This is a genomic window from Paraburkholderia rhizosphaerae, from assembly GCF_004366595.1.
Lineage (GTDB): Bacteria > Pseudomonadota > Gammaproteobacteria > Burkholderiales > Burkholderiaceae > Paraburkholderia > Paraburkholderia rhizosphaerae.
Window position 1 is genome coordinate 18599 of record NZ_SORE01000004.1, and the last position, 26595, is coordinate 45193.

Here is a 26595-nt window from a genome sequence, read left to right on the forward strand (position 1 = left end):
CGCGCGACAATAGTGCGAGGTGGTGGCAGGATCTGGAAGGAGCGGCGCCATGGCCGAACAGGATGTTCCCGTCGCTGGAGCCGGAACGGCCGCGCATGCCGGACGCATACGCGCAATATTCAGGGCCGCGCAATGGTTGCCGCACTACCGGTTGCAGTGGCTGTCATCCGACGTGGTCGCCGGTGTGACGCTCGCGGCCTACGGCATCCCTGTGTCGCTCGCTTATGCGACGCTCGCCGGCTTGCCGCCGCAATACGGCATCTATTGCTATCTGGCCGGCGGGCTTTTCTATGCGCTGTTCGGTTCGTCACGCCAACTCGCGATCGGCCCGACCTCGGCCATCTCGATGCTGGTCGGCGTCACGGTCGCGGCGATGGCCGGTGGCGATGCAACCCGCTTCGCATCCATTGCCGCATTAACCGCGATATTAATAGCGCTGATGTGCGCGCTCGCATGGGTGCTGCGGCTCAGCTCGCTGGTTAACTTCATCAGCGAAACCATCCTGCTCGGCTTCAAGGCCGGCGCGGCGCTGACCATCGCGCTGACGCAATTGCCTAAACTGTTCGGGGTCAAGGGCGGCGGCGATGCGTTCTTCGAGCGCATCACCGTGTTAGCGAGCCAGCTTCCCGATACGCAACTCGCCGTGCTGGCGTTCGGTGCCGGTGCGCTGGCCCTGCTGCTGGCCGGCGAAAAATTCTTGCCCGGGCGCCCGGTGGCGCTGTTCGTGGTGGTGTTGTCGATCGTGCTGCTATCGGTGACGCCGCTACGCAACATGGGCTTCAGCGTCGTCGGCGCACTGCCGCGCGGCTTGCCCGCCTTTCATTTTCCGGCGCTGCGCGTGCGCGACGTGGACGGCATCGTTCCACTCGCGTTTGCGTGCCTGTTGTTGTCGTATGTGGAGAGCGTGTCGGCGGCGCGCGCGATCGCGCAGAAGAACGGCTATGAGATCGATGCACGCCAGGAACTGCTCGGATTGGGCGCGGCCAACCTCGCCGCGGGCCTGTTTCAGGGCTACCCGGTGGCGGGCGGCCTGTCGCAATCGTCGGTCAACGATAAGGCCGGCGCGAAGACGCCGCTTGCGCTGGTGTTCGCTTCCGTCGCGATCGGCTTTTGCCTGATGTTTCTGACCGGCCTGCTCACCAATCTGCCGAACGTCGTGCTGGCCGCGATCGTCCTCGTCGCAGTCAAAGGGCTTGTCGACTTTCGCGAATTGAGCCATGTGTGGCGTACCAGCCGCGACGAATTTCTGGTGTCGATGGTTGCCTTTGCGGCAGTGTTGCTGCTGGGCATTCTCAAGGGCGTGATTTTCGCGGTGCTCGCATCGATGCTGTTGCTGATCAGACGCGCCGCGCATCCTCATGTCGCGATCCTCGGACGCATTCCCGGTACGCACCAGTATTCGGACATCGAGCGTCATCCCGACAACGAGCGACTGGCCGGTGTGTTGCTGTTCCGCGTCGAGGCGTCGCTGCTCTACTTCAATGTCGAACACGTTCGGGCAACCGTATGGAGTGCGATCCAGGCGAGCACGAGCCCGGTCAGACTCGTGATCTGCGATCTGTCCAACTCCCCGACAGTCGACCTCGCGGGCGCGCGCATGCTCGCGGCATTACATGCGCAGCTGCTCGAGGCCGGGATGCAACTGCGGATCGTCGCCGCTCACGCGAGCGCGCGCGATATCCTGCGCGCGGAGGGGCTCGAACGGCAGGTCGGCGATTTCGGCCGGTTTGTCAGCGCGGACGATCTGATCGCGACCTTCCTGCACGATGCCGATTCCGGGGCTTCAGCGTTGCCCGGCACAATGCACGGTACGCCGCCGGGTGCGGGCACATTGGCGTAAGCCTGTTGAGGAGAACGGCCATGGCTGATCAAGCGAAGAAGATGAACGTCGTCCAGCTAACCTTCATCGTCACCGTCAACATGATGGGATCGGGCATCATCATGCTGCCCGCGAACATGGCGAAAGTCGGTGCGATTTCACTGCTGTCGTGGCTCATCACGGCAATCGGTTCGCTCGCGATCGCCTATGGCTTCGCCGAAGCGGGGCTGCTCAATCAGCGCGCCGGCGGCATGGCCGCGTACGCGGAAGACGCGTACGGCAAGGATGGCTACTTCCAGGTCTTCATGCTTTATTTCCTGTCGATCGCGATTGCGAATGTCGCGGTTGCCAGTTCGGCACTCGGTTATCTCGCCGCGTTCTTCCCCGTGCTCACATCGTCGCCGGTCGCAACCTGCATCGGCGTAATCGGTCTGTTGTGGCTGACCACGATCGCCAATTTCGGCGGTCCCAAGATAACCGGGCGCATCGGCTCCATTACCGTGTGGGGCGTGATCCTGCCGGTCGGCTTCATTTCGGTGGCAGGCTGGTTCTGGTTTCAGGGCGGCACTTTCGCAGCCGCATGGAATCCGAACGGAATCCACGTGCTCGAAGGCATGGGGTCGAGTATCGCACTGACGTTGTGGGCGTTTCTCGGCATGGAGTCCGCAGTGCAAAACTCATCGGCGGTGGAAAATCCGAAGCGCGACGTTCCGCTGGCATGCATGTTCGGGACGTTGGGCGCGGCGATCATCTACATCCTGTCGACGGCGGTGATCCAGGGCATCGTGCCCAATGCCGAACTCGCCGCGTCGACAGGGCCGTTTGGCCTGGCTTTTGCCCATATGTTCAATCCGGCGATCGGTTCGATCGTGATGGCGCTTGCCGCGATGGCGTGTGTCGGCTCGCTGCTCGGCTGGCAGTTCACACTCGCTCAGACCGCGAAGGACGCCGCCGACTCCCGGATGTTTCCCGCCATCTTCGGCAAGGCAAACCGGATGGGCGCGCCGATCGCGGGCATGGTGATCATGGGAATCGCGCAGTCGCTGATGGCGCTATCGACGATTTCGCCGAATCTGACCGAACAGTTCGAGGCGCTCGTCAATCTTGCCGTCGTGACCAACGTACTCCCGTACATCATTTCGCTGTCCGCGCTCTTCGTGATGATGCGCAACGCCGGCACCGCTCGCGCCAGGTTCAGGCTTAACACAGTGGTCACCGTCATCGCGCTCGCGTACTCCATCTACGCGATCTATGCAGCCGGCAAGGATGCCGTGCTCGGTGGAATGCTGGTCATGGCGATCGGCTATGCGGTCTACGGCCTCGTCGCGCCACGCTTCGGCGCAACGAACCCGGCCGGCCGCACCGCGTCCGCGCCCGCGGCTACCGCGATGGCCATTGCCATCCTCGTGATCTCGGCGTTCGCGCCACAACCGGCGCACGCGCAGATGAATGCGCAATCGCACGCGACGAACGACACGCTGCAGCGAATCAGGCAGTCGGGCACGATCAACATCGGGTATTTGAGCGGCTCGCGTCCGTTTGCCTATAAAGACGCCGCCGGGCAGGTCACCGGCTACACGATCGCGCTATGCGAGCGGGTTGCCGATCAGATTAAATCCAGCCTGGGCGTCAGCACGCTGAACGTCCAATGGGTTGCGCTCACGGCGGGCGACGAAATTCGCGCAGTGCGCGACAAACGCGTCGATCTGCTGTGCGGCGCTGCCGACACGCTGGTGAACCGGCAAAGCATATCGTTCTCGATCCCCGTATACGCGGGCGGCATCGGAGCAGTCATTCGAAGCGATGCGCCCGCCGGCTTGCGCGAGCTGCTATCGGGCGTCGGCCCGTCACATCCGCTGTGGCGCGCTTCGCCGGCTCAACTGCTGTCCCGGCAAACCGTTTCGGTCGTCGGCGGCTCGCCGACCCAGCGCTGGGTGACCGGCAAACTCGGCGAGCTCGACATCTCCGCGACGGTTGTTCCCGTCTCGTCGGTCGACGTGGGCGTGCAGAAAGTCATCAATCGTCAGTCGAGCGTCTTTTTTGCCGAGCGCTCATTGCTGCTCGCGGTGGCGAGCGCTAGCCCGTCGGCGCGCGATCTGACTGTGCTGGATCGCCGGTTCACGACGTTGCCGGTGGCAATCGGCATCGCGCGCGGCGACGACGACCTGCGCCTGCTGGTCGATCAAACGCTCAGCCGTCTTTACAGGTCGCCCGAATTTGCCGGCATTTACCGCAGATGGTTCGGGGAGCTCGATACGCAGGCTCGCGACTTCTTCCGGATGACCGCACTGCCGGAATGAACAGCCGCACGGCTCGCGCGGCATTTCATTTACCGCGGCGGCGTTTCGGCGTTGCGGTGTTTCAACGCGTCGGCGCGCACCGGCCCATCTCGCCGGCATGCCAGTGCGCACTGTTGCAGTGACCCCCGGCTACATCGTTCATTCAATCGTCTCCATGGAAAAACGTGCCGCCGGCGCAGGATGACGGGCGCGGCGGCACAGGTGGTCATTCGTGATGCGAACGACGACTGGCCGGTCACATCGCGGGAAGCACGACCGCATAGTCAAGGTGGCTGCTCACCTCTTTCACGCCAGGCACGTTTTGCGCCGACACGCAGAGCGCCGTGCGCTGTTCCTCGCTGGTAATCGTGCCCCACAGATGCACGACACCGTCGGCCACGATCACATGCTCGCGCGGCAGCGCCCAGCGCTGGCCGGCCATCGCGTTGACCACCGCGTCGCGCAGTTCCGCGTCACCCGGCGCCGTGACCGGCGCGGTGCGCAGATCCGCACTCGCCAATGCGCGTACGAGGTTCGCGCGGCTTACGATGCCCGTCACCTTGCCGTTCTTCACGACCGGCACCCGCTTGATGCGGCGCCGCTCGAGCAGATCGGCCACTTCCACGAGCGGCGTCTCTTCGTCGACCGTAATGACATCGGTGATCATCACGTCGTTGACGGTCTGCGCATGCTCCTTCACGTACTCGCCCGCCAATTCGCGCGTCGAAGCAAGGAATTGCAGCCACCACGAGCGCTGGCGCACGCCGGTGCCGATTTCGCTACGGCGCAACAGATCCCCCTCGCTGACGATGCCGACCAGGTTGCCGTCGGCATCGGTCACCGGCATTGCGCTGATCGAGTGTTTGACCAGCAGGCCGGCGGCCTCGCGTACGCTCATCTCCGGGCTCGCAAAAATAACGGAAGTCGTCATCACGTCCACTGCACGCATCGGATGTCTCCTTGGACAGGGTTTAGCCGGTCCGATCCGGATGGGCGGCACTTATGCTCATCGAATCTTCACCGGTCAGATCGAACCGCGTTCGTGCGAATTGGCTTGCCGCAATGGCTTGCCGGACTTGACAGTTTCACGCGAACGCATGCTCCGGGCGATGGCTTGACTGCACCGCGGCCGCTTGCTCGCCAACACGACCAGTCATTGAGAGTACGCCTTTTCGCGGGCCGCGGGTTGCGCGTCGGACCCACGGCATTGGCTTGTCGGCTCGCAGCGAATGCGTGCGCATCGTCCGGCATGAGCGGCCTTATTGAGCGGCCTTATTGGGCCAGCTTTTTGAGCTCACGTTAATGAGCCACTCCGTCGGCTTGAACCAGGCAAGCAACACCGGCACGCGGTGTGCCGTCACCGGTTCATGATGGGTCGCAACGACGGAATGCCAGTTGACGCAAATCAAGCGCGCGCGTGGAGCGCGGCAACAACTGTATCGGCCATGCGCAACGATACGTACGGACACGACCGCTCATTCAATCCAGAAAACTGAGCAGATCCCTGTAGCGGTCCCGCGCGGGCGTTTCGGTGTTACGGCGCATCATGTTCTGCCACGCTAAAGACTTGGCTGTCTTATCGCGCGTCGCTTTGGCGGAAAGATCGAAGGTGACCGAATACTTGAGTTCGTTCAGCAAATGCCATACCTCGTGCGGCACATCGCAACCATCAAGCATCTCGAGTATTTTCCCTTGTATCTCGTTGATCTTTGTCTGGATCGGCGTTGCACCGGACAGATGCGGATCGAAATTCAGATATTTGCGCGCCGCGTTCCGGTAGACGCCGATCCTGCCGGCCGCTTGCGGCGATGGATTCGGCTTGCCGTCAGCCCCATAAGCAGGAATGTCGGCATCAGTCAGAACGTCGTGCAGTGCATTCTCATATTTTCTAAGGTTCGCGCGCACTTTCTCGATTGCCTGATTGATATCGGCCCGGTCGGGAACGAGATTGTCCGGCGATCCATTAATTTTCCTGGCGACGAAGCGCATGTAATCGTCGACCGTTTTGGCGGTCGTCACGTAGCGACGTGCGGCTAACGGCGCTTTCAGTTCGCTCAGAAGCTCGCCGGGCCGTGTGAATTCCTTTTCCATCGCGGTGAACACGCTGTTCAGTATCGGCCTGAGGTCTTCGTCCCAGTGCAGCAGATGGCGTCTGTCCTCGACCGGCACCAACACCCCGTTCACAGTCAGGTTTTCGTCCTGATTGACCTCGAGCTCTTTTGCTTGCGTCGTCCACTCCGGCCGGCCCACGACGTTGATGTCCCCGTTGGGCGTCCGGAGAATGCCGAATCTGATCTTTTTCTTCGGGACGGCCGCGATAACGCGTGAGCTCCGGGGTCGGCTTTTGACTTTCCGGCGAGAACCCGATTTATGCGGAGAAACAGCCATCGTAGTACGCTCCAGTGAGTATTTCGCGCTGACCTGAACGAAAGCAATGCCCGGCGTCATCGCGGGCGTCATGACATGTAGCTGATACACCGCACGTTCGCCAGACCCTTGAGATATTTGACGGCCTGTTCGATTCGAACATCATCCGCCTTCGCCAGCATTGCGCTTTCCTCTGTGTCGTGGAAAACGTCAGCTTCAAGACAACAGCGCGGCTGGCCCAACTATTCCTGACTGGTTTTCAATCAAGCTGCGCTGCGGCGGGAATAACTGCCGCGTGCCCGCTGTTGTAATCGACGGGAGACACGCGGCCGCATGCACGGCTTCGCACGCAATGCCTCCTGACCATTCCACCCTCACCATAGCGCCAGCCGGACCGACATGACGCCTATCGATCTGAGCCCCCTGCTCGCCCCCATCGACGACACCGCACCGACCGGACCGAACCTCGAATACGATCCGGAATTCGCCGAACTCGAGCGAATCGCGACGCCGAAGTCCGAGCGTTCGATCGGCGACACCGTGAAAGCCGCGGAAGAGCCCGACTGGGATAAAGTTGCCAGCGTCGCCGTTGCGCTTTTCGCGCGCACCCGCGACCTGCGCGTCGCGATCCATCTAACCACCGCGTGGACACGGCGCGACGGCCTGCCCGGCTGGCGCGCCGGTCTCGCGCTGGTGCGCGGTCTGCTCGAGCGCTATTGGGAACCGGTGCATCCGCAACTCGATGCGGACGACGACAGCGACCCCACGGCCCGCTCGAATGCGCTGATGCCGCTAGGCGACACGCAAAGCGTACTCGGCTATTTCCGCAGCGCGCCGTTCGTGCAGTCCACGCGTCTGGGCCGCTTTTCGCTGCGCGATCTGCGCATTGCGAACGGCGCGTTGCAGGTCGCGCAACCGGACCACGGCGCGCCGCTGCCGACCCTCGTCGAACTCGAAGCCTGCTGCAGCGATTGCCCGGACGATCAGCTTCCCGAAACGGCCGCGTTGCTCGCCGCGGCGCTCGACGATGCGCGAGCGATCGACGCACTGCTGGTCGAGCGTCTGAGCACGGCCAGCCCGGACCTCACGCACCTGATCGCCGATCTTTACGAACTGCGAAAGTTCGTCGACGCGCAAGTCGCACGACGATTTCCCGAACTGGCCGCGCGGCAAGCCGCGGACAACGCGGCGCCCGATAGCGCCGCACCCCAACCTGACACTGCGCACACCCCGCGCGACGACGGCAAGATTCGCGGTTCGAACGACGTGCTGTTGCGCATCGATGAAATCTGCGAGTACTACGATCGCAACGAGCCGTCGAGCCCTGTCCCCGTTCTGTTAAAGCGCGCGCGGCGTCTGGTCGGCAAGAGCTTCGCCGATGTGCTGAAAAACGTCGCGCCGGGCGGGCTGGCCGAATTGCAGACGCTCGCCGGGCCGCAAGACGAATGACCCGCTAGCGTGCGCAAAAAAACGCGCGCATTCACACGGTGCGCAGCATCAGCCAGTAAAACAGCGCGAGACCCACGCAGATCGCGCCGAATACGCCCAGCGACAACACCCGTCGACGCCGGCGCGACGCGCGCCGCGCGGATCCTGCCGGGTCACCCGGTTGGCCCGCGGACGCCGGGCGCCGCACCGTGTCGCGGGCGGTCGCGCACGTTTCGTCGTCCGGCGCTGCAAGCAGACAGCGGCGCCGCCGCCGGTATTCATCCCGTGCAATGCGACCCAGCCGATGCGCGTCGTCGAGTGCGCTCAACTGCAGATTGACGCGCCGTTCGCGTTCGGTCATGCCGGGTCCCTCGTCCACTGCGCCGGCGCGCGCACCGCGCCGGCGCGCGCGCCGTTCTGCGGGCTGCGCACGCGCGCCTTGATCTGCGCAAGCCAGCCGCGCAGTCCGCCACGCGGCAGTTGCCGGCTCGCGCCGATATCGCTGTCCAGTTGCTTCATGCCGTCGGGGTCGAGTGCCTCGTCCGCGTCATAGCGCGCCTGCAACCCCTGATACTCGACGTCGGTCAAATGCTGCTTGCGTGCAGTCTCCAACGCCGCGGCCAGCTCGTAACGTTCCGCGGCGTTGCTCAGCTCGGGCAGCGCGCCGAGCGCCTTCGCGCCCTGCGACGCAAGGTTCGCCGCGTCGGTCAGCCCGCCTTGCCGGCACAGCGCGCGTGCGTCGCCCAGATACGCATTGCTGACGAGTTGCGGCGCGACGCCCGTCAGGAACGGATTGCCCGGTTGCAACGCCTTGAGCCGGTCGAACGATTCCTGCGCGGTATCCGCGTCGTTCGCAGCGGCCGCGCGGCGCAGCGAATCGATCGCCGATGCGACTTCGTCATCGGCCACCTGCTGGTCGATCTTCTGTTGCTGCAACAAACCCTGCAGACGATCGCGCTGCTCATTGAGCTCGGTCGACTGCGGGTCATATTTCAATCCGATGTCGACCAGACTCAGGCTTGGCTGAACTTTCGCGGGGTCGCTGACGCGGCCCACCGCGACGACGATGCCGTCGGCCAGCGCATCGATCGCCTGTCCTGTTTCGGGTGCCGTATCGTTTTGCAGCACCGCCATCGCATTAGCCACCGCGCTGCGCCACGGGTCGCCGGGCGCGGGCCGGCTCGCGAGGTCCGTCAGCGCGCGGCGCGCATCGGCTACGGTCATCGAGTGCGACCCGGGAACCGGCAATCCCGCCGCGACCGCCGCCACCGCCGCCGCGAGCTCGCTGCGCCGATGCTTGAACTGAGCGGAGTCCGGGAACATTTGCAAGCCGAGCTCGATCCACGCGCGCGCCTCGTCGAACTTGTCGTTCGCGATCGAATGGCGAATCGATGCATCGAATTTCATCTGCAGCGCGGCGCTGGTCAGCAGTGCGCCATGCGGGTCCAGCGCGCGGATGCGGCCAATCACGTCAGCCGCTTTGGCGGGCCGTCCTTCGACGAACCGGGCGTTGTCGAACGTATCGTCGAGCTGGTTGCTCAAGTCGCCGAGCACCGTGTTGCGCTGATCATCGATCTGTTTGCGGCGCGCGTCGAGCGCGGTCGAAAACAGTTCGAGGCGCTCGCGCAGCTGGAACACATGCTGGGCCGCCGCGTAGTCGAGGCGCCCAGCCGCCGGGTTCCAGTATTCGTCCAGACGCGCGAGCAGATAGTTCTGGATCACGTCGCCCTGCTCGAGCACGATGCGCCTGCGCTGTTCGTTGCCCAGTCCGTTGAGCGCCTGCGCGGCCTGGTCTTCATTCGAAAAATGCCGAGGGTCACTGATCGAGAACCGCGCCATCAGATCGTCGGCGTGCCGCTGCCGCGCGAACCCGTGCAGCAGCCAGCCGCCCACAGCCAGCAGCACGAGCACGGCGGCGCCTGCCACGTACGGCGCGAGCCGCTCGTGCAACCGGCGCCGGCGCAAGCCTTCGAGCAGCGCCAGCGCGCTTTGCAGGCGGGCTTCGCCGCTAAACGCAAGGCTGTCCGCAAGCGCCTTGTTCTGGCGCTTCGTCAGCCCCGGTACGAACGGCGCCTTGCGGCCTTCGGCGAGCGCGGCTTGCGCGCTGAGCTTGTCGAATGGATGCTGGCCGGTGAGCAACTCGACGATCACGCAGCCGAACGCGTACACGTCGTCGCCGGACGTCGGCTGCTTGCCCTCGATCATCTCGAGGCTCGCGTAGGCTGGCGTCATCGCACCGAGCGTGCCGGCGTCGAATACGGTGTGGTCGTTTGCCGGTCCGTGGGGCGCCGCCTGGTCTGCTTTTCGACCCGCTTCATAGCCTGTTTGCTGCCCCGCTTCCCGACGCGCATCATGGCCTGCTTCATGGCTCGCTTCATGGCCGTGCGCGCCGCCATATTTGCCCGCGCGCGCGATACCAAAGTCGAACACCTTGGCGACGCCTTCGCGCGTCACCATCACATTGGCCGGCTTGAAGTCGGAATGCACGATGCCGTTTGCGTGGGCGCGCTCGAGCGCATGCGCCATGCCTTCGATCAGCGGCCACACGACATCGAGGCGCATGCCCGCATACGCCCGCTCGCGGATCAGCGTGCGCAGGTCGGTGCCATCGATGTACTCCATCGTCATGAAGACGATCGTGCCGTCCTTGTCGAAGTCGTAGACCCGCACGATGTTGTCGTGCGCGAGCTGCTGTGCGCGGCGTGCTTCGCGTTGCAGCGCGATCAGCGAATCGGGATGGCGGCGGAATTCGTCGTTCAGCACCTTCACCGCGACATACGGATCGCGGTCGCGCGCTTCGACCTTGCGCTCGTCGCGCGCCAGATAGACGACACCCATGCCGCCGCGGCCGAGTTCGCGCTCGAGCAGAAAGCGCCCTTTCAGCAGCATGCCGACGCTCGCGTGCACGCCAGCCTCCGCCTCGGCGATCCTGCGCCAGCTCGCCTGATTGCGGCTGCTGTCGCTGCCGGTGCCGGTGCCGGTGCCGGTGCCAGTCTGATGGCGGCTCGCGGGTTTCACGACGGTCGCATCGTCGTACGGGGACGCGCGCGCCGCCGTGGGTTGCACGACGGTCGCCGCGTCGGCCACGCGCGGCGACGGGCGCAAGGCAGGATTTAACGCGGGTTCTAACCCGGCCTCCAAAGCAGGCCTCAACCCGGGCTTCATCCTGGTCGCATCGGCAAGTTCCGATGCCTGCGACGCTTCCTGCGATTGCGACGCTTGCGCCGCGGTCATGTGCTGCGACGCCTGCAAGCGTCGCGACAGCGCGGTGGCCACCGCGGGCGCCAGCGCGCCATCGTCGCGCAGCCGCTCGAGCGCGGCCAGTTCGGCCAGATGATCTTCCGTCGGCCGCGCGCCGCGCGCTTCGACCGCATCAAGCAGCGCGACGAGCCCGAGCGTGTTTTCACGAAAAGCGGTGATGAGGTCTTCGAAGTCTTTCATGGTGGATTTTCACGGCTCATCGAGCCGCACGATCACAGCGGAAAGGTTGTCGCGGGCAGCGCGCTCAAGTGCCTGTGTAAAGAGCCGCGTCAGCTGCTCATGCGGTCCGGCGCCGCTATCGCGATACGCGAGCTCCAGTTCGTCGTCGCTGAGCTCCTTGTTGATGCCGTCGGAACAGAGCAGGAATTGCATACCGGCGCGGCTACCGGCAACCGCCCAGTCCAGATAAAGCTGATCCTCCGCGCCGATCGCACGGGTCAGCACGCCCGCGCCGGCCGGACCATGCGCCGCCGCGCCGAATTGCGTGACGTCCGGCTTCAGGCCGTGCACATGATCGCGCGTGAGCTGGCGCAGCTGACCGTTCTCATAGACATACGCGCGGCTGTCGCCGACCCAGCCGCACAGCACGAACTGCCTGTCGTGCACGAGGATCACCACCGTCGAAGCGATCACATCGACCTGACGCACGAGCGCGAAGTCGCGCAGTTCCGCGTTGATCTGCTGCAGCGTGTCCTCGATCGCTTCGATGAAGTCATACACATCGCCGTCGCGCCGCAACGCGCCGAGCCGCTCGACAATCAGCGCGCTCGCATAGTCGCCGGCCGCATGGCCGCCCACGCCGTCGGCGACCACCCACAGGCCGAGGTCGTCGCGCGCGAGAATTGCGTCTTCGTTGCGACGGCGCACCTTGCCGGTTTCGGTGCGGCCCGCGGACACGCAACGCGTAATCGGGTCTTGCTTGTGTTGGGTGGTGCGCTTCGTGCCGTTCATGCGTCGCTCCCGATCACCGCGAGCGGCCATTGCGCCGGCTGCGCACCGAGCCCCGCGCACGCGGCGAGGTACGCGCGTGCGTCGTCGCCGCCCGGCAGACGTAGCGCTTCGCTAACGAGCCCCTGCGGCAACTGCGCGAGCGCGCGTGTCGCGAGCAGCACCAGACGGTCGCCGGCTTCGAACTCGCCGATCGCTTCATCGCGATGCGGCGGCTCGCTCGTGCCCAGTCCGGGCATCGTGAGCCACGCGTCGCCAAATAGCAGGTCATCGAATTCGCCGCCCGCGCCCGCCGAACGCTCGACGAACAATGGCCTGAGCACACCGCGCCGCCAATGCCAAGCCGACGCGGCGCCGATGCGCAGCAGATGCACGCGGCCTTCGATAAAACGCACCGCGAGCGCGACGCCCTCTTCGTTCACCGGCTCGAGCGGATCGTCGCTGATCGCGCACAGCGGCGCATGCAGCGGGAGCAGGCTCGCTTGCAGGTGATGCAGGTCCGGCGCGCCGCTCGTGAGCGCCGCCGCGCGGATGCTGAGCGCGGCCCGGCGACGCGGATCGGGCGGCCCATCGTCGGCGCTGATCAGCAAAGTACGGCCGTGGTCCAGATACATCAGCGCCGCATCGGCCAGTTCCGGCAACGGCTCGGGCAGCGCGGCGCGACTCGCGCGGGCTTCGGCATCGCGATAACTCGAGCGGCTTGCAGGCGCGCTCAGCGCGCTCGTGTCGATGTTTTGCGTCACTGACAAAGATGCGCCGGGCGGCGACGCAGCCGAAGTCTGCGCGGTGCGTCGCCAGATCGTGTCCGACGAAGCGGCGCTCGCGGTGTCATGCTTCGTTCCGGATTCAATATGCTCGCGCCACTCGTCGAGATAAACGCGCGAGTCAGACGCTGCGTCCGGGCGAGCGGGCCATGACGGCGCAAGCTCGAAACCGCCGGTCCGATCGTCGTGCGCGAAAGCGTGCACCGTCGATGGCGCCGTCCATTCCGGCGCGGGTGCCGGTTCGAGCAGCGCGGCATAACTGCGCGGCAAACCACGCGTCGCGAGCAGCCGCCGTGCGCGTTGCGTCCACCACAGGCACCATGCGCCGGGCTGCGCGCTGAGTTGCCGCCACGCTTGTGTCAGCAGCACGGCCGCCGCGGTGCGTTCGTCCGATGTCAGCTGCCATTGCCCGCCGCTCCAGTCGAGCCCATGCCAGACCTGCGCGGCATCGTGCGCACGCCGAAGCGGATGCGGCAACGCGGCGACCCGCGCATCGAAGGTCTCCACGCTGACCGCTTCGTATTGCGCGCCGCGATACACGCGCTCCAGCGCATCGAACCATGCTTCGTCGCCGAGCATCGCGGCCGGATCGCCCGCGCACGGCGCGGCCAGCGTCATCGGAAATGCGCGTCCCACGCGGTCTTCCGCAGGTCCGATCAAGCCGCACCACGCACCGTCGCCGCAGACTTGCGCAGGCAATACGAAGCGCCAGGCGAGACCGTCGCGCCACGCCTGCGCCCACTGCCCGTCCAGTTCGCGGCGCCCGGTTTCGAGCGCACGCTGAAAGTGGCGATCCCAACTGTCGACGAATGCAGCCGGCAGCCGGCGCTGCACGAAATCGCCCGCGCCAGGCAGCTTGCCGTAGAAACCGATCTGAGCGCTCATCGCGGGCACCTGAAGCGCCGAACCTCGGCATTGAGGAACGGGTTCTTCAGGCTCGCCGGCTGAATCGGCAGCTGCGCGACATGGCCGGCGAAATCGAAGCTCGCGAGATAACGCAAATCGCCCTGCTTCTGCAGATGCGCGGCATCGAGCGCATGAAAGAACGCCCAGTCGCCCTGATACTGCAGCGGCGCGCCGACCGGCTGGCCCGCGGTGTCGAATGCGCTCACCGTCACGCGGCCCGGCTGCGGTCCGGGCCACGTCATCGCCGCGCTGGGCGGTCCGCCGGCCGCGTATTCATATTTCTGTCCATCGATCTCCACGGTCAGCTTCGCGATCGCCGGGTCGAGCTGCGGCGCAAGCAGCGTAAAGCCGACCTGCGGCGCGGCGCCGCCGCGGAAGTAAATCTGGCGGAGATCGTCGGCGCTCTGCGCGGTCTCGAGCACCGACGGCGGACCGGCTGGCGCGCCGGCTTTCCAGCGCCAGCTGCGGCCGCTCGTGTCGACGAGTTTCGCGAGCGTGCCTTTAAAAAAGCTGTCGAAGCGTCCGCCGTTGCCGAACAGGTCGGCGAAGTTCTGCACTGGAATATCGGACGTGCTACCCGGCGCGAACGGATAGCGGCCATCGACAAAACTCGCGCAATCGTTGCCGGCCGCCGCGCGGAACTGATCGGCAAGCGCGCCGCTGGTGCCGCTTGCGACCAGCTGCGCACTCGAACCCGTGAGGCTCGCGACCAGCGTGCCGACCTGCGGCGGCAACTGGCCGGTTTCCTGACGGGCGCTGAGCAGCGCGGGGCTATTGAGTGCGCCCGGGTCGCTGAAGTCGTTCATCGTCAGCAGCGTCTTGCTCAGTTGATCGAGCACACCGAGCGTATGGTCGAGCGGCGTCGAGCCCGGTGTGCCGGCGCTCAATTCATTGATCTGCGCGAAATGCGCTTCGATGGCCGCGCCCGGCTGCTCCGTTTGCGGGTCGTTCACGCCTGCCGCTGCGTTCGGCCGTACCGACGTCGGCAACCCGGCGCCCGAATTGTTCAGTTCACGCGCAATATGCGTGTTCAGCGCGCGGCGCAACGCGAGGTTCTCGCCGACGGTTTTGCTGCGCGCTTTCGCTTGCGCGGCTGCCGCATCGACGTTGGACGCGCCGCTCGCGCCATTCGCGCCGCTTGCCGTGCCGCGTAGCAGATCACTGGTGTTGTCGCGCACCAGATTCAACAACGCCTTGAGCGGCGAGCTCGGGCCCGACAGTTTCGCGGACAGCGCGCTCGCATCCTGAATGTTCGCGACCGGCTGCAACTGCAGATCGGCCAGCAGACCATCCCACGTCTTGATGTAGTCCTGCTCGTACAGCGTCAGCACCTGCTGCTCGAAACGCGAACGCGCGAGCGGGTCGATGCGGGTCGCGCCGAACACCCAGTCATCCTTGACAAAGCGGTCGACCGATTCGTCGAGGCCCTTGTCGACCTCGGACGCGAAATACGGCCGCGTAAAAAGCGCGGGCAACGGCTGCGACAACGGCGCGCCGCTCTTGCGCGTGAACACGTTCGCGAGCAAACCGAGGCTCTGGTCGAGGCGGATACCGGGTGCGCCCGAGCGATCGGCATCGAGTTTCAGACCGCCGTAAATCAGCGTCGACAGGTCAGCGGTCTTCAGCGTCGCGCGTGCCTGATCGACGAGCGCGTTGTCGAGCGTGAGTGCGCGAGGTTTTTGCGGATCGTTGAGCAGCGCGGTGAAATGCTTGTCCAGCGCCCTCTGGATAGCCGGGTCTTGCGGAAACAGCCGCTGCCACTCGATGCGCGCCAGCGCCGCCAGTTCGGCGGGATCGAGGTGCTGCGGCTCGCCCAGCATCAGGTAGCCCTTCAGATACCCATACAGCGCCTGCGGATCGCTCGCGCTCGCACTCAGACCTTCACGAAACCGCACGCCGGCACCCGGCAGCAGACTGCCGTTCAGTTCGCGAAGATACGCACCGTGCACCTGGCGCAGCAATGCATGGCCCTGGAACAGACCGAAGCGCATCAGCCACGGCACATGCCCGTGGTACTGGTCCGCGACGTCCTGCGCACCGGCAATCACTTCGACACGCTCGAGCGCGCGCGCGAAGTAGGTTTTCAGATCGGGCGAGTCAGCGAGACTGTCGCGTGCCGGGAAGTCCTTCAACGCATCCTGCACCTGCGCGACGTAGCCGCGGTTGCGCGCGTAGCTGGTCGCCAGAGCGGCGACCAGCAGCGCGGTAACGAGCGCAATGCCCGCATACGACGCCGTTTGCAGAATGATCTTCTGACGTTCGAGCTGCGGGTTCGTACCGGCGAAACCGGACTCGCGAAACAGCACTTCCTTGAGCAGACGCTCGACGAAATACGTGCGCTGCTGCACGCCGGTATTGCGCACGCGAGCCGCGTCGACGCCGAACGTGCGCGCGACCGCGCCGAGCATCCGGTCGATCGGCGTGCCTTCCTGCGTGCCCGACGTCAGATACGCGCCGCGCAACAGCGGCGGCTGGCCGTATTCATGACGCGCAAATACGCCTTCGACGAATTGCCGCGCGATCTCGCGCACAGCGCCGAGTTGCTGCGGAAAGCTCAGTACCGCGGCGCGCCGGGTGCGGTCGCGCTCCGCATGCAGGCGCTCGATCAACCGCGTGTTCAGCCGCTCGAGCAGCAAGTCGAACTCCGCGGCAAACATCGCGTACGCGCTGCCGTCGATGGTCTTGCCAGCCGGAAACGTCATGCCCCACACCTGGCTGCGCTGCTCCGGCCCGAGATCGTCGAAGAACTCGCCGAAGCCGGCGACCAGATCGCACTTCGTGAACACCAGATACACCGGCACGCGCACCTTCAGATGCTGCGCGAGCTCATCCAGCCGCCGGCGCACGATGCGGATGTGCTGCTGACGCGCGCCGTCGTCGAAGGTCAGCAGGTCCGACATGCTGAGCGTGACGATCACGCCGTTCAGCGGCCGCCGCCTGCGGTAGCGCCTGAGCAGCTTCAGGAATTCGCTCCATGCGGATGCGTCGGCCACCGCATCGGAGTCCTGCGTCGTGTAGCGGCCCGCGGTGTCGAGAAACACCGCTTCGTCGGTAAACCACCAGTCGCAATCGCGCGTGCCGCCGATGCCGCGCAGCGCTTCCTTGCCGAAGCGCTCCGACAGCGGGAAATCAAGCCCGGAGTTTTGCAGCAACGTGCTCTTGCCCGAGCCCGGTGGGCCGATCACCACATACCACGGCAGTGCATACAGATTGCCGCCGTTCTTGCGCGTCTTGCGCAGCGTGTCGATCGCTTCCTGAAAGCGCTGCTGCAACTGCGCGCGCTCCGTGGCGCCGCGCTCGCCGGCCGCGAGTTGCGCGTCCTGGCTCGCCAGCTCGTCGGACATCCGCGCGGTCTTGCGGCGCTGCCGCCACTGCACGATCTGCACGCAGATCAGCCAGATCAGCACGATTGCGAGGATCAGCGCGAGACGCGCGGTCGCGCTGGCGAGCGGCTGGCTGTCGCCGATGCCGAGATACGGCCCGCCGAGCCAGATCAGCACCGCGATCAGCAGCAAGCCGACCGCGGTCATGAACCAGCGGGACTTGACCCATGTTTTCAGCTGGCTCATCAATCAATTCTCCGGAATGTAGAGGATCTCGACGCGCCGGTTGCGCGCCCGGTTTTCCGGCGTATCGACCGGCGTCGCGACCGGCTGCGATGAACCGGCGCCGCTCGCTTCGAGCCGGCGCGGATCGTTCAGGCCTTGTGCGACGATCTGCAACGTGTTTTGCGCCCGCGCGGTGGAGAGCTCGAAGTTGTCCTTGAACTTCAGCGAGCGCACCGGCTGGTCGTCCGTATGGCCGACGATGATCACGCGCCCGTCGACCTGGTTGAGCGCCCAGGTAATCCGATGCAGCAGCGGGATCTCGTCGGCGGCGATATCCGCGCCGCCTGATGGGAACAGCGCGTTCGCCGCGAGCCTCACGGCGTCTTCGCCATCGGGCTTTTCATCGACGGTGAGCTTGCCGGCCTGCTCTTCAGGCGCGAGCAGTTGCTTGAGCGTCTTGCGCGCGACTTTCGGCCGTACCACGGTTTGTGGCGGCGGCGCGTCTTCGAGGCCGATCTTCGCGAGCTGCGCGCTGACCGGGTCGGACAGCGTATTCAGGCGCGTGTAGAAGAACAGGAACGCGGCGAGCAGAATGCACAGCGCGGCGACTGCGATCACCCACAGCGGCACGTAGCGCAGTAGCGGATTGCGGCGATCTTCGATGCCGCGCCAATGCGGCGCGAGCTCCGCGGCGGGCGCTTCGCGCAGCCCACGGATACGCCGGTACAGGTCGTCCTGGATATCGGCGAGGCGTCCGAGGCCGCCCGGCTCAACCAGATAACGGCCACCGAAGCCCAGCGCGAGGCAGATATACATCAGCTCGATCAGATCGAGATGGCGCGAGAAATCGACGGACAGGCGGTCGAGAATCTGGAAAAACTTCGCGCCACCATAGGTCTCGCCATGAAAGGTCACGAGCAGCGTTTTCTGCGCCCAGCCGCTCAAGTCACCCCACGGCGCATTATTGACAGACTCGTCGATCATCGTGCACAGCACGTAGCGCGCCGCCACCACCGTCTGACTGCTGACGCCGAGCGTCTGCGCGTTGCTTTCGAAGCTTTGCACCTGCGCGACCGCCTGCTCGCGCAGGCGTGCGATATCGGCCGGCGGCGCGACGCTGTGGCGCAACTGCACGGCCAGCAGCAGCAATGGGTTTGCCGCGCGCACCAGCGGGTTCACGACACCGCTCAGGAAATCGCCCAGTTCCGCGCGCAGTGCCGGCTGCGCACGCGTTGGCGAGCGCATGGTTTGCGCGGCGGGCTGCGACGGCCGCACCGGCGGCGGCCCGATGCGGGTGGCGTCTGCGGCGTCGGCGGCATCGGCGCCCGCTGCGCGCGCCTGCTGCGGACGCACGAGCGTTTCGTCGCTGCGCATCGCCCGCGTTTCCCTGTCGTTCTCTTTGCTCATGTGCGCACCGCCCAAAGCTGCAGGTCGAGACCTGCAAAGCCGCTGCCGAAATGCATCGCGATCCCGCCGGACGTCTTGAGCATCCGCCACATCGGCGAATTCCGGTCGCACTCGAAATAGATAAAGCCGGACGTATACGGCAACTGGCGCGGCGCCACCGCCATCGGCGACACGCCGATGCCCGGCAATTGCAGGTTCACCAGATCGCGGATCTTTTCGACCGGGCCGACCTTCGACTGCGTCGGCAACTGACGCCGCATATCCTCGGACTTCAGATCCGCTTTCGCGGCAAGCACGAAGGTCGCGGTGTCGAGCAGCGTCGGGTCGGGCACCACGCCGACCCATACGCCATACTTACGCTGCTGCAGCGGGATCGCGACCGCGGTCTGCTCGAGCACCGCGGAAAGGGCGATCCGCAACGCCATGATCACGGGCTCGAAACTTTCGCGCAGCGCTTCGTGGCGATACGGCGGGAACGCCTGCGCACGCTTGCCGGGCGCGGTGAAAGTCGCGAGCTCGCCGGCCATCCCGACGAGCAGCTGGTAGAACGCTTCCGGATGCAGCAATGGCGCTTGCGCGAGATGCGCGACCAGCGGCTGATAACGATTGATCACCTGCAGCATCAGAAAGTCGGCAATCTCGGCCGCGCCGCCGCGATCGGTTTCGGCGACGCGGCCCGCCAGCGCTTCGCCGCGCTGATGCAGCAGCCCCAGCAGTTCGGACAGAAACGTCACGAGCCGGTTGGCCGGCTGCGCGGCCAGCGCGCTGGGCATGAACGAATCGTCGAGAATCACGCGCCGGTCCGCGCGGCATTCGACCACATGCGCGAGCGGGATGCGCACCAGTCCTTCGGTCGGCTGCGCGTCGGGCACGAGACGCGTGCTCATCCCGCCGACTTCGAGCGCGCTCACCCCTTCGATGCTGCCCGACGCGTCGTGCACCTCGGCTTCGCGCACGCGATAGCGCACCAGCTGGTCGGGCCGTGTGCCGGGCCAACTGCTGTCGGCCTGGGTCGGCGAGCGCAGCGGCATCGTCAGATGCACGATCTGATCGCGCCAGTTCGGATCGATATCGAGCGGCGGCGGCAACGGGTCGTCGCCGGGCATGTCGAATGGCGTGCCATCGGGGAACACGCCACGCGCGCGCTTGATGCCGAGCTTGCCGATCGCGAGCAGGTCCTGTTCGAGTTCCAGTTCCTGGAAGCCCCACGCATACGGCCGCAGGCCGCCCGCGCGCAACTCGACGTAGCGCTCCAGATAGCGTTCCTGCTGTTGCATATGCTGCGGCCTCAGAAACAGGCCTTCGCTCCATATCACTTTGTTGTTGCGGCTCATGTCGGTGGACCGTCTCACTGTTTTATCGTCATGCGGGCTCGCGCCGGCGTCGCGACGCGGTGCGTCGCAACGCCTAGCCGCGACCGCTCTTCAGGCGCGCGAGCTGCTCTTCATAGGCCCGCGCGAACTCGTCGCCGAACAGGCGGCGAAAACTCTCGTCGGGGTTGCGCGTCATCGCGTCGAACTGCTCCTTGTAGCGTTCCCAGTTGCGCTGGCCCTGGCCGAATGGCAAACGCCGCGCGGAACCGCCGGTCTCGTGCTCGATGCGCGCCGGGTCGAACTGCGCAAGCAGCGACTGGAACGCCGAACGCACGCCGGCCAGCATCGCCATCTGGTGATTGCGGATGTCCGACACCGCGTCGTTGAGCGCGGCACTGCCTGACAGAAACGCGCTGTTCGGCGGTGCGAGCAGTTTTTTGACGGCCTCGTCGGCGTTCGGCGCGAATTTCAGCGGGTTGTTCTCGGCGCGCTGGATCAGCGTCGCGGGCAGCCGGAAGCTGTTTTTCAGCTCGGCACGCGCGCGCAACACGTCCATCAGACCGTCGATCACGATGTGGAACATCTGTTCGAGTTGCGCTTCATGCGGCTCGCTTTTCGTCGGTGTCGATGTCGGCTCGTGTGTCGACTCGCGTGCCGGTGTCGGTGCCGGCTCGTGCGGCGAAGCCGGTGCGTCCGCGCGGTCGGACGGTTCAGCGTGAGCGGCGCGCGCCACCGGTCCGGATGAGGGCGGCGTACCGGTCGGGCGTGGCATCGCAGGCTCGATGTTCATATCAGCCGCGCCAGCGAACGACTCGCCGAGCGTCGGCTCCCGCGCGTCGTCGTCTTTCGCTGCTATCGGTTCGGTCCGCGCCGGCTCGTACGTCCGCGGAATCGGTTGCGCTTCCAACGGTTCCGCCGGTGACGCTACCTGTGGCCGTTCGGGTGCCACAGGCGGCGGTTCAGTCACCGAAGCCGGCTCCGCATCGAGCGTCGGCGCAGGCTTTATGTCCGCGTGCACCGCGCGCTTTGCCGGCGGCGCGAACTGGCTGTCGGACAGATCCCAGTCCTCCGGCAGAAGCGGTGCACTGTGGCGCACCACCTCGACCCGAGGCGGACGGAAGCGGTCCGCGTCGCTCGATGTGTGATTCCAGCTCGGCGCCTCTGGCGCGGGCGCGGCAGGTTCGTCGAGATACGACGGCGGCGCATCGAGAAGCGCGAGCGGATCGACGCTTGCCCCCGGCAGCGGTGCATCGGCGCTGCCGGGTATCAGCCCCTCGGTGCCGATCGCGCCGGCCGGCGTTGATCCATAGGACGGGCCGTGCAGCAGCGACGACACGCCCGCCGCGCCCTTCCCGTCGAGCGCGTCGCGTTGCGGCGCCGGCTCGGGCCATGGCGAAGACGCGACCGGACCGTCGCGGCGTGCTTCTTGCGGCGGCCCGCCCGGTTGCGCGTGATGCTCGGGACCAGACGCGGGCGTCTGCCACATCGTGCGATCCGCGCTGTCCTCGTGTACGCGAACTTGCACGCTGACTTCGAACGCATCGATCTGCAGACGGTCGCCGTCCGTCAACCCGGCGGGGTCGCCTTTGCGCAACGGCGTTCCATTGAGCAGCACACCGTTCGTGCTGCGGTCCTCGATGAAATAGATGCCGTTCAGATAGCGCACCAGCGCATGCAGGCGCGACACCCCTTCCGCGCTCAGCACCCAGTCGCACTCTTCCGAGCGGCCGATGCTGCCGTCCTCGCCATCGAAGGTTTTCTGCCGGCGGCTGCCAAAGCGCTCGCCCTGTTCGCCTCGCACGGCGAGAATCAGGCGTGGCTCACTGCTCATTTCGTTTCTCCGTCGATACCGTAGGGGTGTCGAGCAAGCCGAGCGCATCGCGCACGAAACCGGCGCGGCGCGCGGCGAACTGGTCGGCCACCCGTGCGGCCATATAAGTGACGGCAGCCATCGCGGCGAGCGCGGTCAGGTGTTCCGGCGCGGGCGTCGGCTGCTCGTGCTGCGGATTCAGGTTGCCGCCGGTCCAGCCGGCGGCCGCGGCGCTCCACGCGCCGATCGTCTTGTAACGGTGCGTCTTCGCGAAGGCGGCCGCGTCCGCGCGATTGCGCTCGCTGGGCTCGCGCACCCATGCCTGCGCGAGCGCGAGGCCGGCGACATCGTGTTCGTCGAGCGCCTCGCGACGCGCGCACTGGCACACCCACGCAACCGCATAGCGGCGCGGCAACAGGCGCGCGAGCAGACTCAGCGCGTCGGCCGCGAGACCGGCGTCGAGCAGGGTCTGCACCGCCGCGCGTGGCGCCATCGCAGCGTCCAGCTGGTGCTGTGCATGCGCGGACAACTGCATCTGCCGGGCCGCTTCGAGGACGGGCAGCATCGCGGCGCCGCTCACAGGATCATCGGCGCGGCGCCGCCGAGTATCGCGGTCGCGGTGCCGATCAGTTGCAGGTTGGTCGACTGGACCAGCGCGTCGGCCTCCGACATGATTTCCATCGCCGCGATCGATGTCATGTTCAGATTGGCCTTCGAGTTGATTTCCATCGCCAAACCCGAGGCCATCGTCACATTCATCTCGCCATTGATCGTGACGTTGGTGCCCTGGATCGAAATCTCGCCCGAACTGTTCATCGTAATGCTCGCGAGCCCGGTGACGAGCTTGATCTGATTGCCCGCGGTCAGCGTGTAGTTGTGCGCGACCTGAACGTCGTGATCGTGCTCGGACTCTTCGCGCAAGTCCTTCTGCGCGTGGATCAGCACCTGCTCGCTGCCCATCCGGTCTTCGAAGCGGATCTCGTTGTAGTCCTCGCTGCCGCCGCCCTGGTGGCTACGGCTTTTCACGCCGCTTTGCGTCTTGTTGTCCGGCAGGCTGTACGGCGGCATGTTGTCCGCGTTATAGACGCTGCCGACAATCAATGGCCGGTCCGGGTTGCCGTCGAGAAAGCTGACCACCACTTCCTGGCCGACGCGTGGAATGAATTGCCCGCCCCAGCGCTTGCCGGCCCAGAACTGCGCGACCCGCACCGGGCACGAGTTCTGTGCATTCGGCCTGGATGGCTGGCTCCAGAAAAACGTGACCTGCACGCGGCCGTATTTGTCGACCGCGATATCTTCCGCGGTGTCGCCATACACCACCGCGGTCTGCAGGCCCGCGATGGTCGGCCGTGGCGTGGTCGGCATCGTGCGGAACGGCTGACGGCTCGAAATCACTTCGAAGTCGCACGCGAACGGACCTTCATCGTCATCACCGCCACCGCCGGTCACATAGTCGGGCTCGACGAGGCGAATGACCGTGTCGATCACCAGATACTCCTGGTTCGCCTGCTGCATCGGAAAGTCTTTCAGCGTAAACAGCGCCCCGGTGGCAAGACCTGCCGCATCGGTGTTGCCGGTGCTGATCGCCTGCCGCACGTTGAGTGCGTCCGCGCGCACCTGTGCATATCGCTGGCCGTCGGAGAGTTGCTGGTTATAGCCGAAGTACTCGTACGAGTAGTCGTAGATGTCGAGGCCGCTGACACTGTGTGCGTCGGCCATATCGGTCAGTTCCTCGGTCGCGAGCAGCGACGCCTTCGGCTTCAGATAGTCGTAATCGTCCAGTTGCACTTTGGTCGGATTGACCGAGCGTGCACTGCGCCAGTCGCTGATCGACGCCTTCATCCGTTTGCCCCGTTCGGTCGGCGGCGCATACGGAATCTGTTCGAAGGTCGGCACCGTCGTGTGCGCGCCGAGCGCGTCGGCGAGCACCATCGTGTGTGTGCCCTGCGTATGCGTGAAGAAGTAATAGATGCCCTCCTGCTCCATCAGCCGGCTGATGAAGTCGAAGTCGCTCTCGCGGTACTGCACGCAGTAGTCGCGCGCCGGATAGTTGCCGGTGAGGCTCAGCCTCACATCGCCGTAGCCGATCTCGCCGAGCACCGTGCGGATGATCTGCGGCACGCTCATGCTCCGGTAAATACGGCAATCGCGCTTGCGCGTGAGCAGCCAGGGTTTGGGCACCAGCATGAAGCGGTAAACCGCGTAGCGCACGCCGTCGATATTGACGAAGCCGCTCTGCTCGCCCTCGCTGACAATGCCGTTGAAATAGCGCGTATAGCCTTGCGGGGTGTCGAGCTTCACCGTCATCGGCGTGCCGAGCAGCGCGCGCAAATCCACTTCCGCATTCTTGCTGATGGTCTCGAGCTCATAGGAGAACAACCGGCCGAGCGCCTCTTTCGCGGTCAGATTCGAAAAAAGCAGGCTCGTGCCGAGCGTCGAGGTCAGGGTAATTGCGTGAGCCATGAAATCTCCGATCACGCGAAGCCATGTCGATCACACGGACCTCGCGTCCGCATCGGCTTCGCATTCAAAAAACAGTCGGCTCCCCGGTTCTATTCCTTCGCGTTCGCACAGCAGAATTTCGGCGCCGCAAATGCCACCTGCACCGCTGCAGCGACAGCGAGATCGATCGTCGCAACCGTGCAGTGCTTCAATGCAGCGCGCCTATCAGTGCGGGCGTTGGGCGAGCACGACCCAGCCGTCGACCCATTTCCCCGCTTCCTTGCGCAAGCTCTGTTCGGTAATTTGCGCGTCCACGAAGCCCGCGGCGGCCATGCATTGCTGCGCGTATTCACGGCTGTGCTGATAGCGGCCGGCCGGCGTCAGCGCAAAGCGCGGTGCTTGCGAATCGCGCAACGCTTCAAGGCTGAACGCAAAGCGGCCACCGGGTCGCAGCGCGCGATGCGTCGCGTCGAGCACGGTGTCGAGTTCGCCGAAATAGATCAACGTGTCCGCGCAGACGACGAGATCGTAGGTCTGCGCATGCGCGCGCAGATGCGCGGTCAGTTCAGCGGCGCTCAGTTCGTCGTAGCAGCCGCGCCGCCTCGCCTGCTCCAGCATGCGTTCGGAGAGGTCGACACCGACCAGCGTACGAGCGCGTTCCCGTAGCAAGGGTCCGCACAGGCCGGTTCCGCATCCGGCGTCGAGCACGTCCAGCGCTTCGCCCCCATCGCCTAGCGCTTCAATCAGCGCTTGTGGCGCACGGTAGCCGAGGCGTCCTAGCAATTGTTCGTCGAAACTCGATGCGAACCGGTCGAACAGTTCGCGCACGTAGTCGTCGCCGGCTCGTGCGGGCGCCTCGGCGGCGCCGCACGCGGCGAGCATATGACGTGGAATAGGATCTGCTGGATCGAGTGCCGCCCAGTCGCGATAGACCTGAGCGGCGGCGTCGATGCCGCCAATGCTGTACAACGCAATGCCAAGCGACTCCAGCGCGCGCAAATTCGTGTTGTCGAGCCGATGCGCGGTGCGAAAGCATTCGACCGCATCTTCGATATCGCTGCGCTCGCGCGCGTGACTACACAGAAACCGCCCGAAGTGATAATGCGCACGCGATTCGCCGGGATGGCGATCGAGCCAATGCCGATACGCGTCGCGCGCTTCGTCGATGCGCTGCTGCGCCTCGAGCGCGATAGCCAGATTGCCCAGTGCCTGCGGATGCGTGGCCACGAGACGCAGCGCCTGCCGATAGCACGCTTCAGCCTGTTCGATCCGCCCGCATTCCTTATGGATGTTGCCAAGGTTGCTGTGCGCATCGGCGTGCTGCGGCGTGACGCGCAACGCGTCGCCGACGAGTTTTACCGCCGCGTCGCTGTGCCCGCGTTGGTGAAGCAGCACGCCCAGATAGTGCATTGCGTCCGGCTGGCCGACGCGCATCGTCAGCACGCGCCGGTAGAGCCCTTCGGCGTGCTCAAGTTCACCCGCCTGATGAGCACGCATCGCCTGCTGCAGCGTCTGCGTATAACGGGGCGCGGCAAAACCGCGACCCGAATGGCGCGACATCACAAAACTGCCTTTCTCATCGTCTGGCTCTCCACTGCGGTGTCGTGAGCCAGATATCGCGATTCTTGTCCTTGCGGCCCTCGCGAGTCTGCTCCCACATGTCCGGGTTCCATTCGATCGGACCCTTACCTCGCAGACTGGGTCTCTGGTTCTTCAGCTCGGCAGCCAATCGCTTTGCGGTCTCGGCATCGATCGCAGTGTCTTCCGGTCTCACCGTCCTCGGAATCTTCTCGATCAGCGGGCAGATCGCGTTCTTCACGCGGTTCAGAATGGTTCGCTGACCGTTCGACCCGCCCGGTGGCACGTACCACGATTCGACGCCGTTGCCGGGATCGTCTTCGCGATACGCGCCGCCGGGGCCTTCGACAATGTTCCAGCCTGGCCACTGAATCGCCGTATGCAACTCATCGCGGCGCGCCTGAAACTTGCCGGCCTTCAGTTCGTTGATCGTGGTCTGCACAGACGAGAAGCCGATGATTTGCAGATATTCGTCCACCGCATTCCAATGGCCGCCGTTGATCAGACCGTTCCATAATCGGGTGAGATCGTCTAGCGGGATCGTGTGATGCCAGGTGAACTGGATAGCCGGTTTTACCTCGGCGTGCTTCCAGCCCTCGGGCTCCGACGCGCGACCTGCGCCGGATATGATTCCGTTCGCTTGCAAAGCCATTTGCTGCTCCTCGATCGCTGAAAACTTCAGGTTTTGATACGCGCGACAGTTGCATCGGTGCGGCGCGCACATG

The 26595-nt window shown here is 65.3% G+C and carries 16 protein-coding genes and 1 pseudogene; 3 read left to right on the forward strand and 14 right to left on the reverse strand.

The features are described 5' to 3' along the window. Positions 1–49: 49 nt before the first annotated feature. Together BX592_RS06105 and potE are read left to right on the forward strand one after the other, a co-directional pair. Positions 50–1840 (forward strand): SulP family inorganic anion transporter, encoded by a 1791-nt coding sequence (locus BX592_RS06105; protein WP_134190781.1) that lies wholly within the window; start codon positions 50–52, stop codon positions 1838–1840. A 20-nt stretch (positions 1841–1860) separates the two neighbouring features. Beyond that, on the forward strand, positions 1861–4119 hold the full coding sequence (potE, locus tag BX592_RS06110) for a putrescine-ornithine antiporter (protein ID WP_134190782.1): 2259 nt from the start codon (positions 1861–1863) through the stop codon (positions 4117–4119). 235 nt (positions 4120–4354) lie between these two features. Here the strand turns inward: potE and BX592_RS06115 are convergent, their stop codons facing one another. Both BX592_RS06115 and BX592_RS06120 read right to left on the reverse strand, forming a co-directional pair. Then, the gene (locus tag BX592_RS06115; RefSeq protein ID WP_134190783.1) at positions 4355–5047 is read right to left on the reverse strand and encodes a CBS domain-containing protein; all 693 of its coding nucleotides are present in this window, start codon (positions 5045–5047) and stop codon (positions 4355–4357) included. 530 nt (positions 5048–5577) lie between these two features. Next, positions 5578–6576: a hypothetical protein gene (locus tag BX592_RS06120; RefSeq protein ID WP_166676309.1), complete on the reverse strand. Its 999-nt coding sequence runs from the start codon at positions 6574–6576 to the stop codon at positions 5578–5580. A 288-nt stretch (positions 6577–6864) separates the two neighbouring features. On the opposite strand from BX592_RS06120, the gene tssA reads away from it, so the two are divergent. Then, positions 6865–7914 (forward strand): type VI secretion system protein TssA, encoded by a 1050-nt coding sequence (tssA, locus tag BX592_RS06125; protein ID WP_134190785.1) that lies wholly within the window; start codon positions 6865–6867, stop codon positions 7912–7914. Positions 7915–7945: 31 nt separating this feature from the next. On the opposite strand, the gene BX592_RS06130 is transcribed toward tssA, so the two are convergent. The 12 genes and pseudogenes from BX592_RS06130 to BX592_RS06185 all read right to left on the reverse strand — a co-directional run bounded on the left by BX592_RS06130 (position 7946) and on the right by BX592_RS06185 (position 26522). After that, positions 7946–8254 carry a hypothetical protein gene (locus BX592_RS06130; protein WP_134190786.1) on the reverse strand — a complete coding sequence of 103 codons (309 nt, stop codon included), beginning with the start codon at positions 8252–8254 and terminating at the stop codon, positions 7946–7948. 2042 nt (positions 8255–10296) lie between these two features. Then, positions 10297–11127: pseudogene (locus tag BX592_RS35125) on the reverse strand (serine/threonine-protein kinase); the annotation flags it as partial. A 216-nt stretch (positions 11128–11343) separates the two neighbouring features. Beyond that, positions 11344–12105, reverse strand: coding sequence for a PP2C family protein-serine/threonine phosphatase (locus BX592_RS06140; protein WP_134190787.1), 762 nt, complete (start codon positions 12103–12105; stop codon positions 11344–11346). Further along, on the reverse strand, positions 12102–13751 hold the full coding sequence (tagF, locus tag BX592_RS06145) for a type VI secretion system-associated protein TagF (protein ID WP_134190788.1): 1650 nt from the start codon (positions 13749–13751) through the stop codon (positions 12102–12104). Before tagF ends, BX592_RS06140 begins: the two co-directional genes overlap by 4 nt. After that, positions 13748–17341, reverse strand: coding sequence for a type VI secretion system membrane subunit TssM (gene tssM / locus BX592_RS06150; RefSeq protein WP_134190789.1), 3594 nt, complete (start codon positions 17339–17341; stop codon positions 13748–13750). The genes tagF and tssM overlap by 4 nt, the downstream gene beginning before the upstream one ends. Positions 17342–17344: 3 nt before the next feature. Then, entirely contained in the window at positions 17345–18727 is a 1383-nt protein-coding gene (icmH, locus tag BX592_RS06155) for a type IVB secretion system protein IcmH/DotU (RefSeq protein WP_134190790.1), read from the reverse strand. Next, a complete protein-coding gene (gene tssK, locus BX592_RS06160) occupies positions 18724–20061 on the reverse strand; it encodes a type VI secretion system baseplate subunit TssK (protein WP_134190791.1) in 1338 nt (445 codons plus the stop codon). Before tssK ends, icmH begins: the two co-directional genes overlap by 4 nt. A 73-nt stretch (positions 20062–20134) precedes the next feature. After that, a complete protein-coding gene (tagH, locus tag BX592_RS06165; protein ID WP_134190792.1) occupies positions 20135–21871 on the reverse strand; it encodes a type VI secretion system-associated FHA domain protein TagH in 1737 nt (578 codons plus the stop codon). Then, positions 21861–22415 carry a DUF6931 family protein gene (locus BX592_RS06170; RefSeq protein WP_134190793.1) on the reverse strand — a complete coding sequence of 185 codons (555 nt, stop codon included), beginning with the start codon at positions 22413–22415 and terminating at the stop codon, positions 21861–21863. Before BX592_RS06170 ends, tagH begins: the two co-directional genes overlap by 11 nt. An 11-nt stretch (positions 22416–22426) precedes the next feature. Then, on the reverse strand, positions 22427–24313 hold the full coding sequence (locus tag BX592_RS06175; RefSeq protein ID WP_243849351.1) for a type VI secretion system Vgr family protein: 1887 nt from the start codon (positions 24311–24313) through the stop codon (positions 22427–22429). A 204-nt stretch (positions 24314–24517) separates the two neighbouring features. Further along, positions 24518–25852: a tetratricopeptide repeat protein gene (locus BX592_RS06180; protein WP_208327859.1), complete on the reverse strand. Its 1335-nt coding sequence runs from the start codon at positions 25850–25852 to the stop codon at positions 24518–24520. Between the two features lie 16 nt (positions 25853–25868). Continuing rightward, positions 25869–26522 (reverse strand): hypothetical protein, encoded by a 654-nt coding sequence (locus BX592_RS06185; RefSeq protein WP_134190794.1) that lies wholly within the window; start codon positions 26520–26522, stop codon positions 25869–25871. Positions 26523–26595 lie beyond the last annotated feature (73 nt).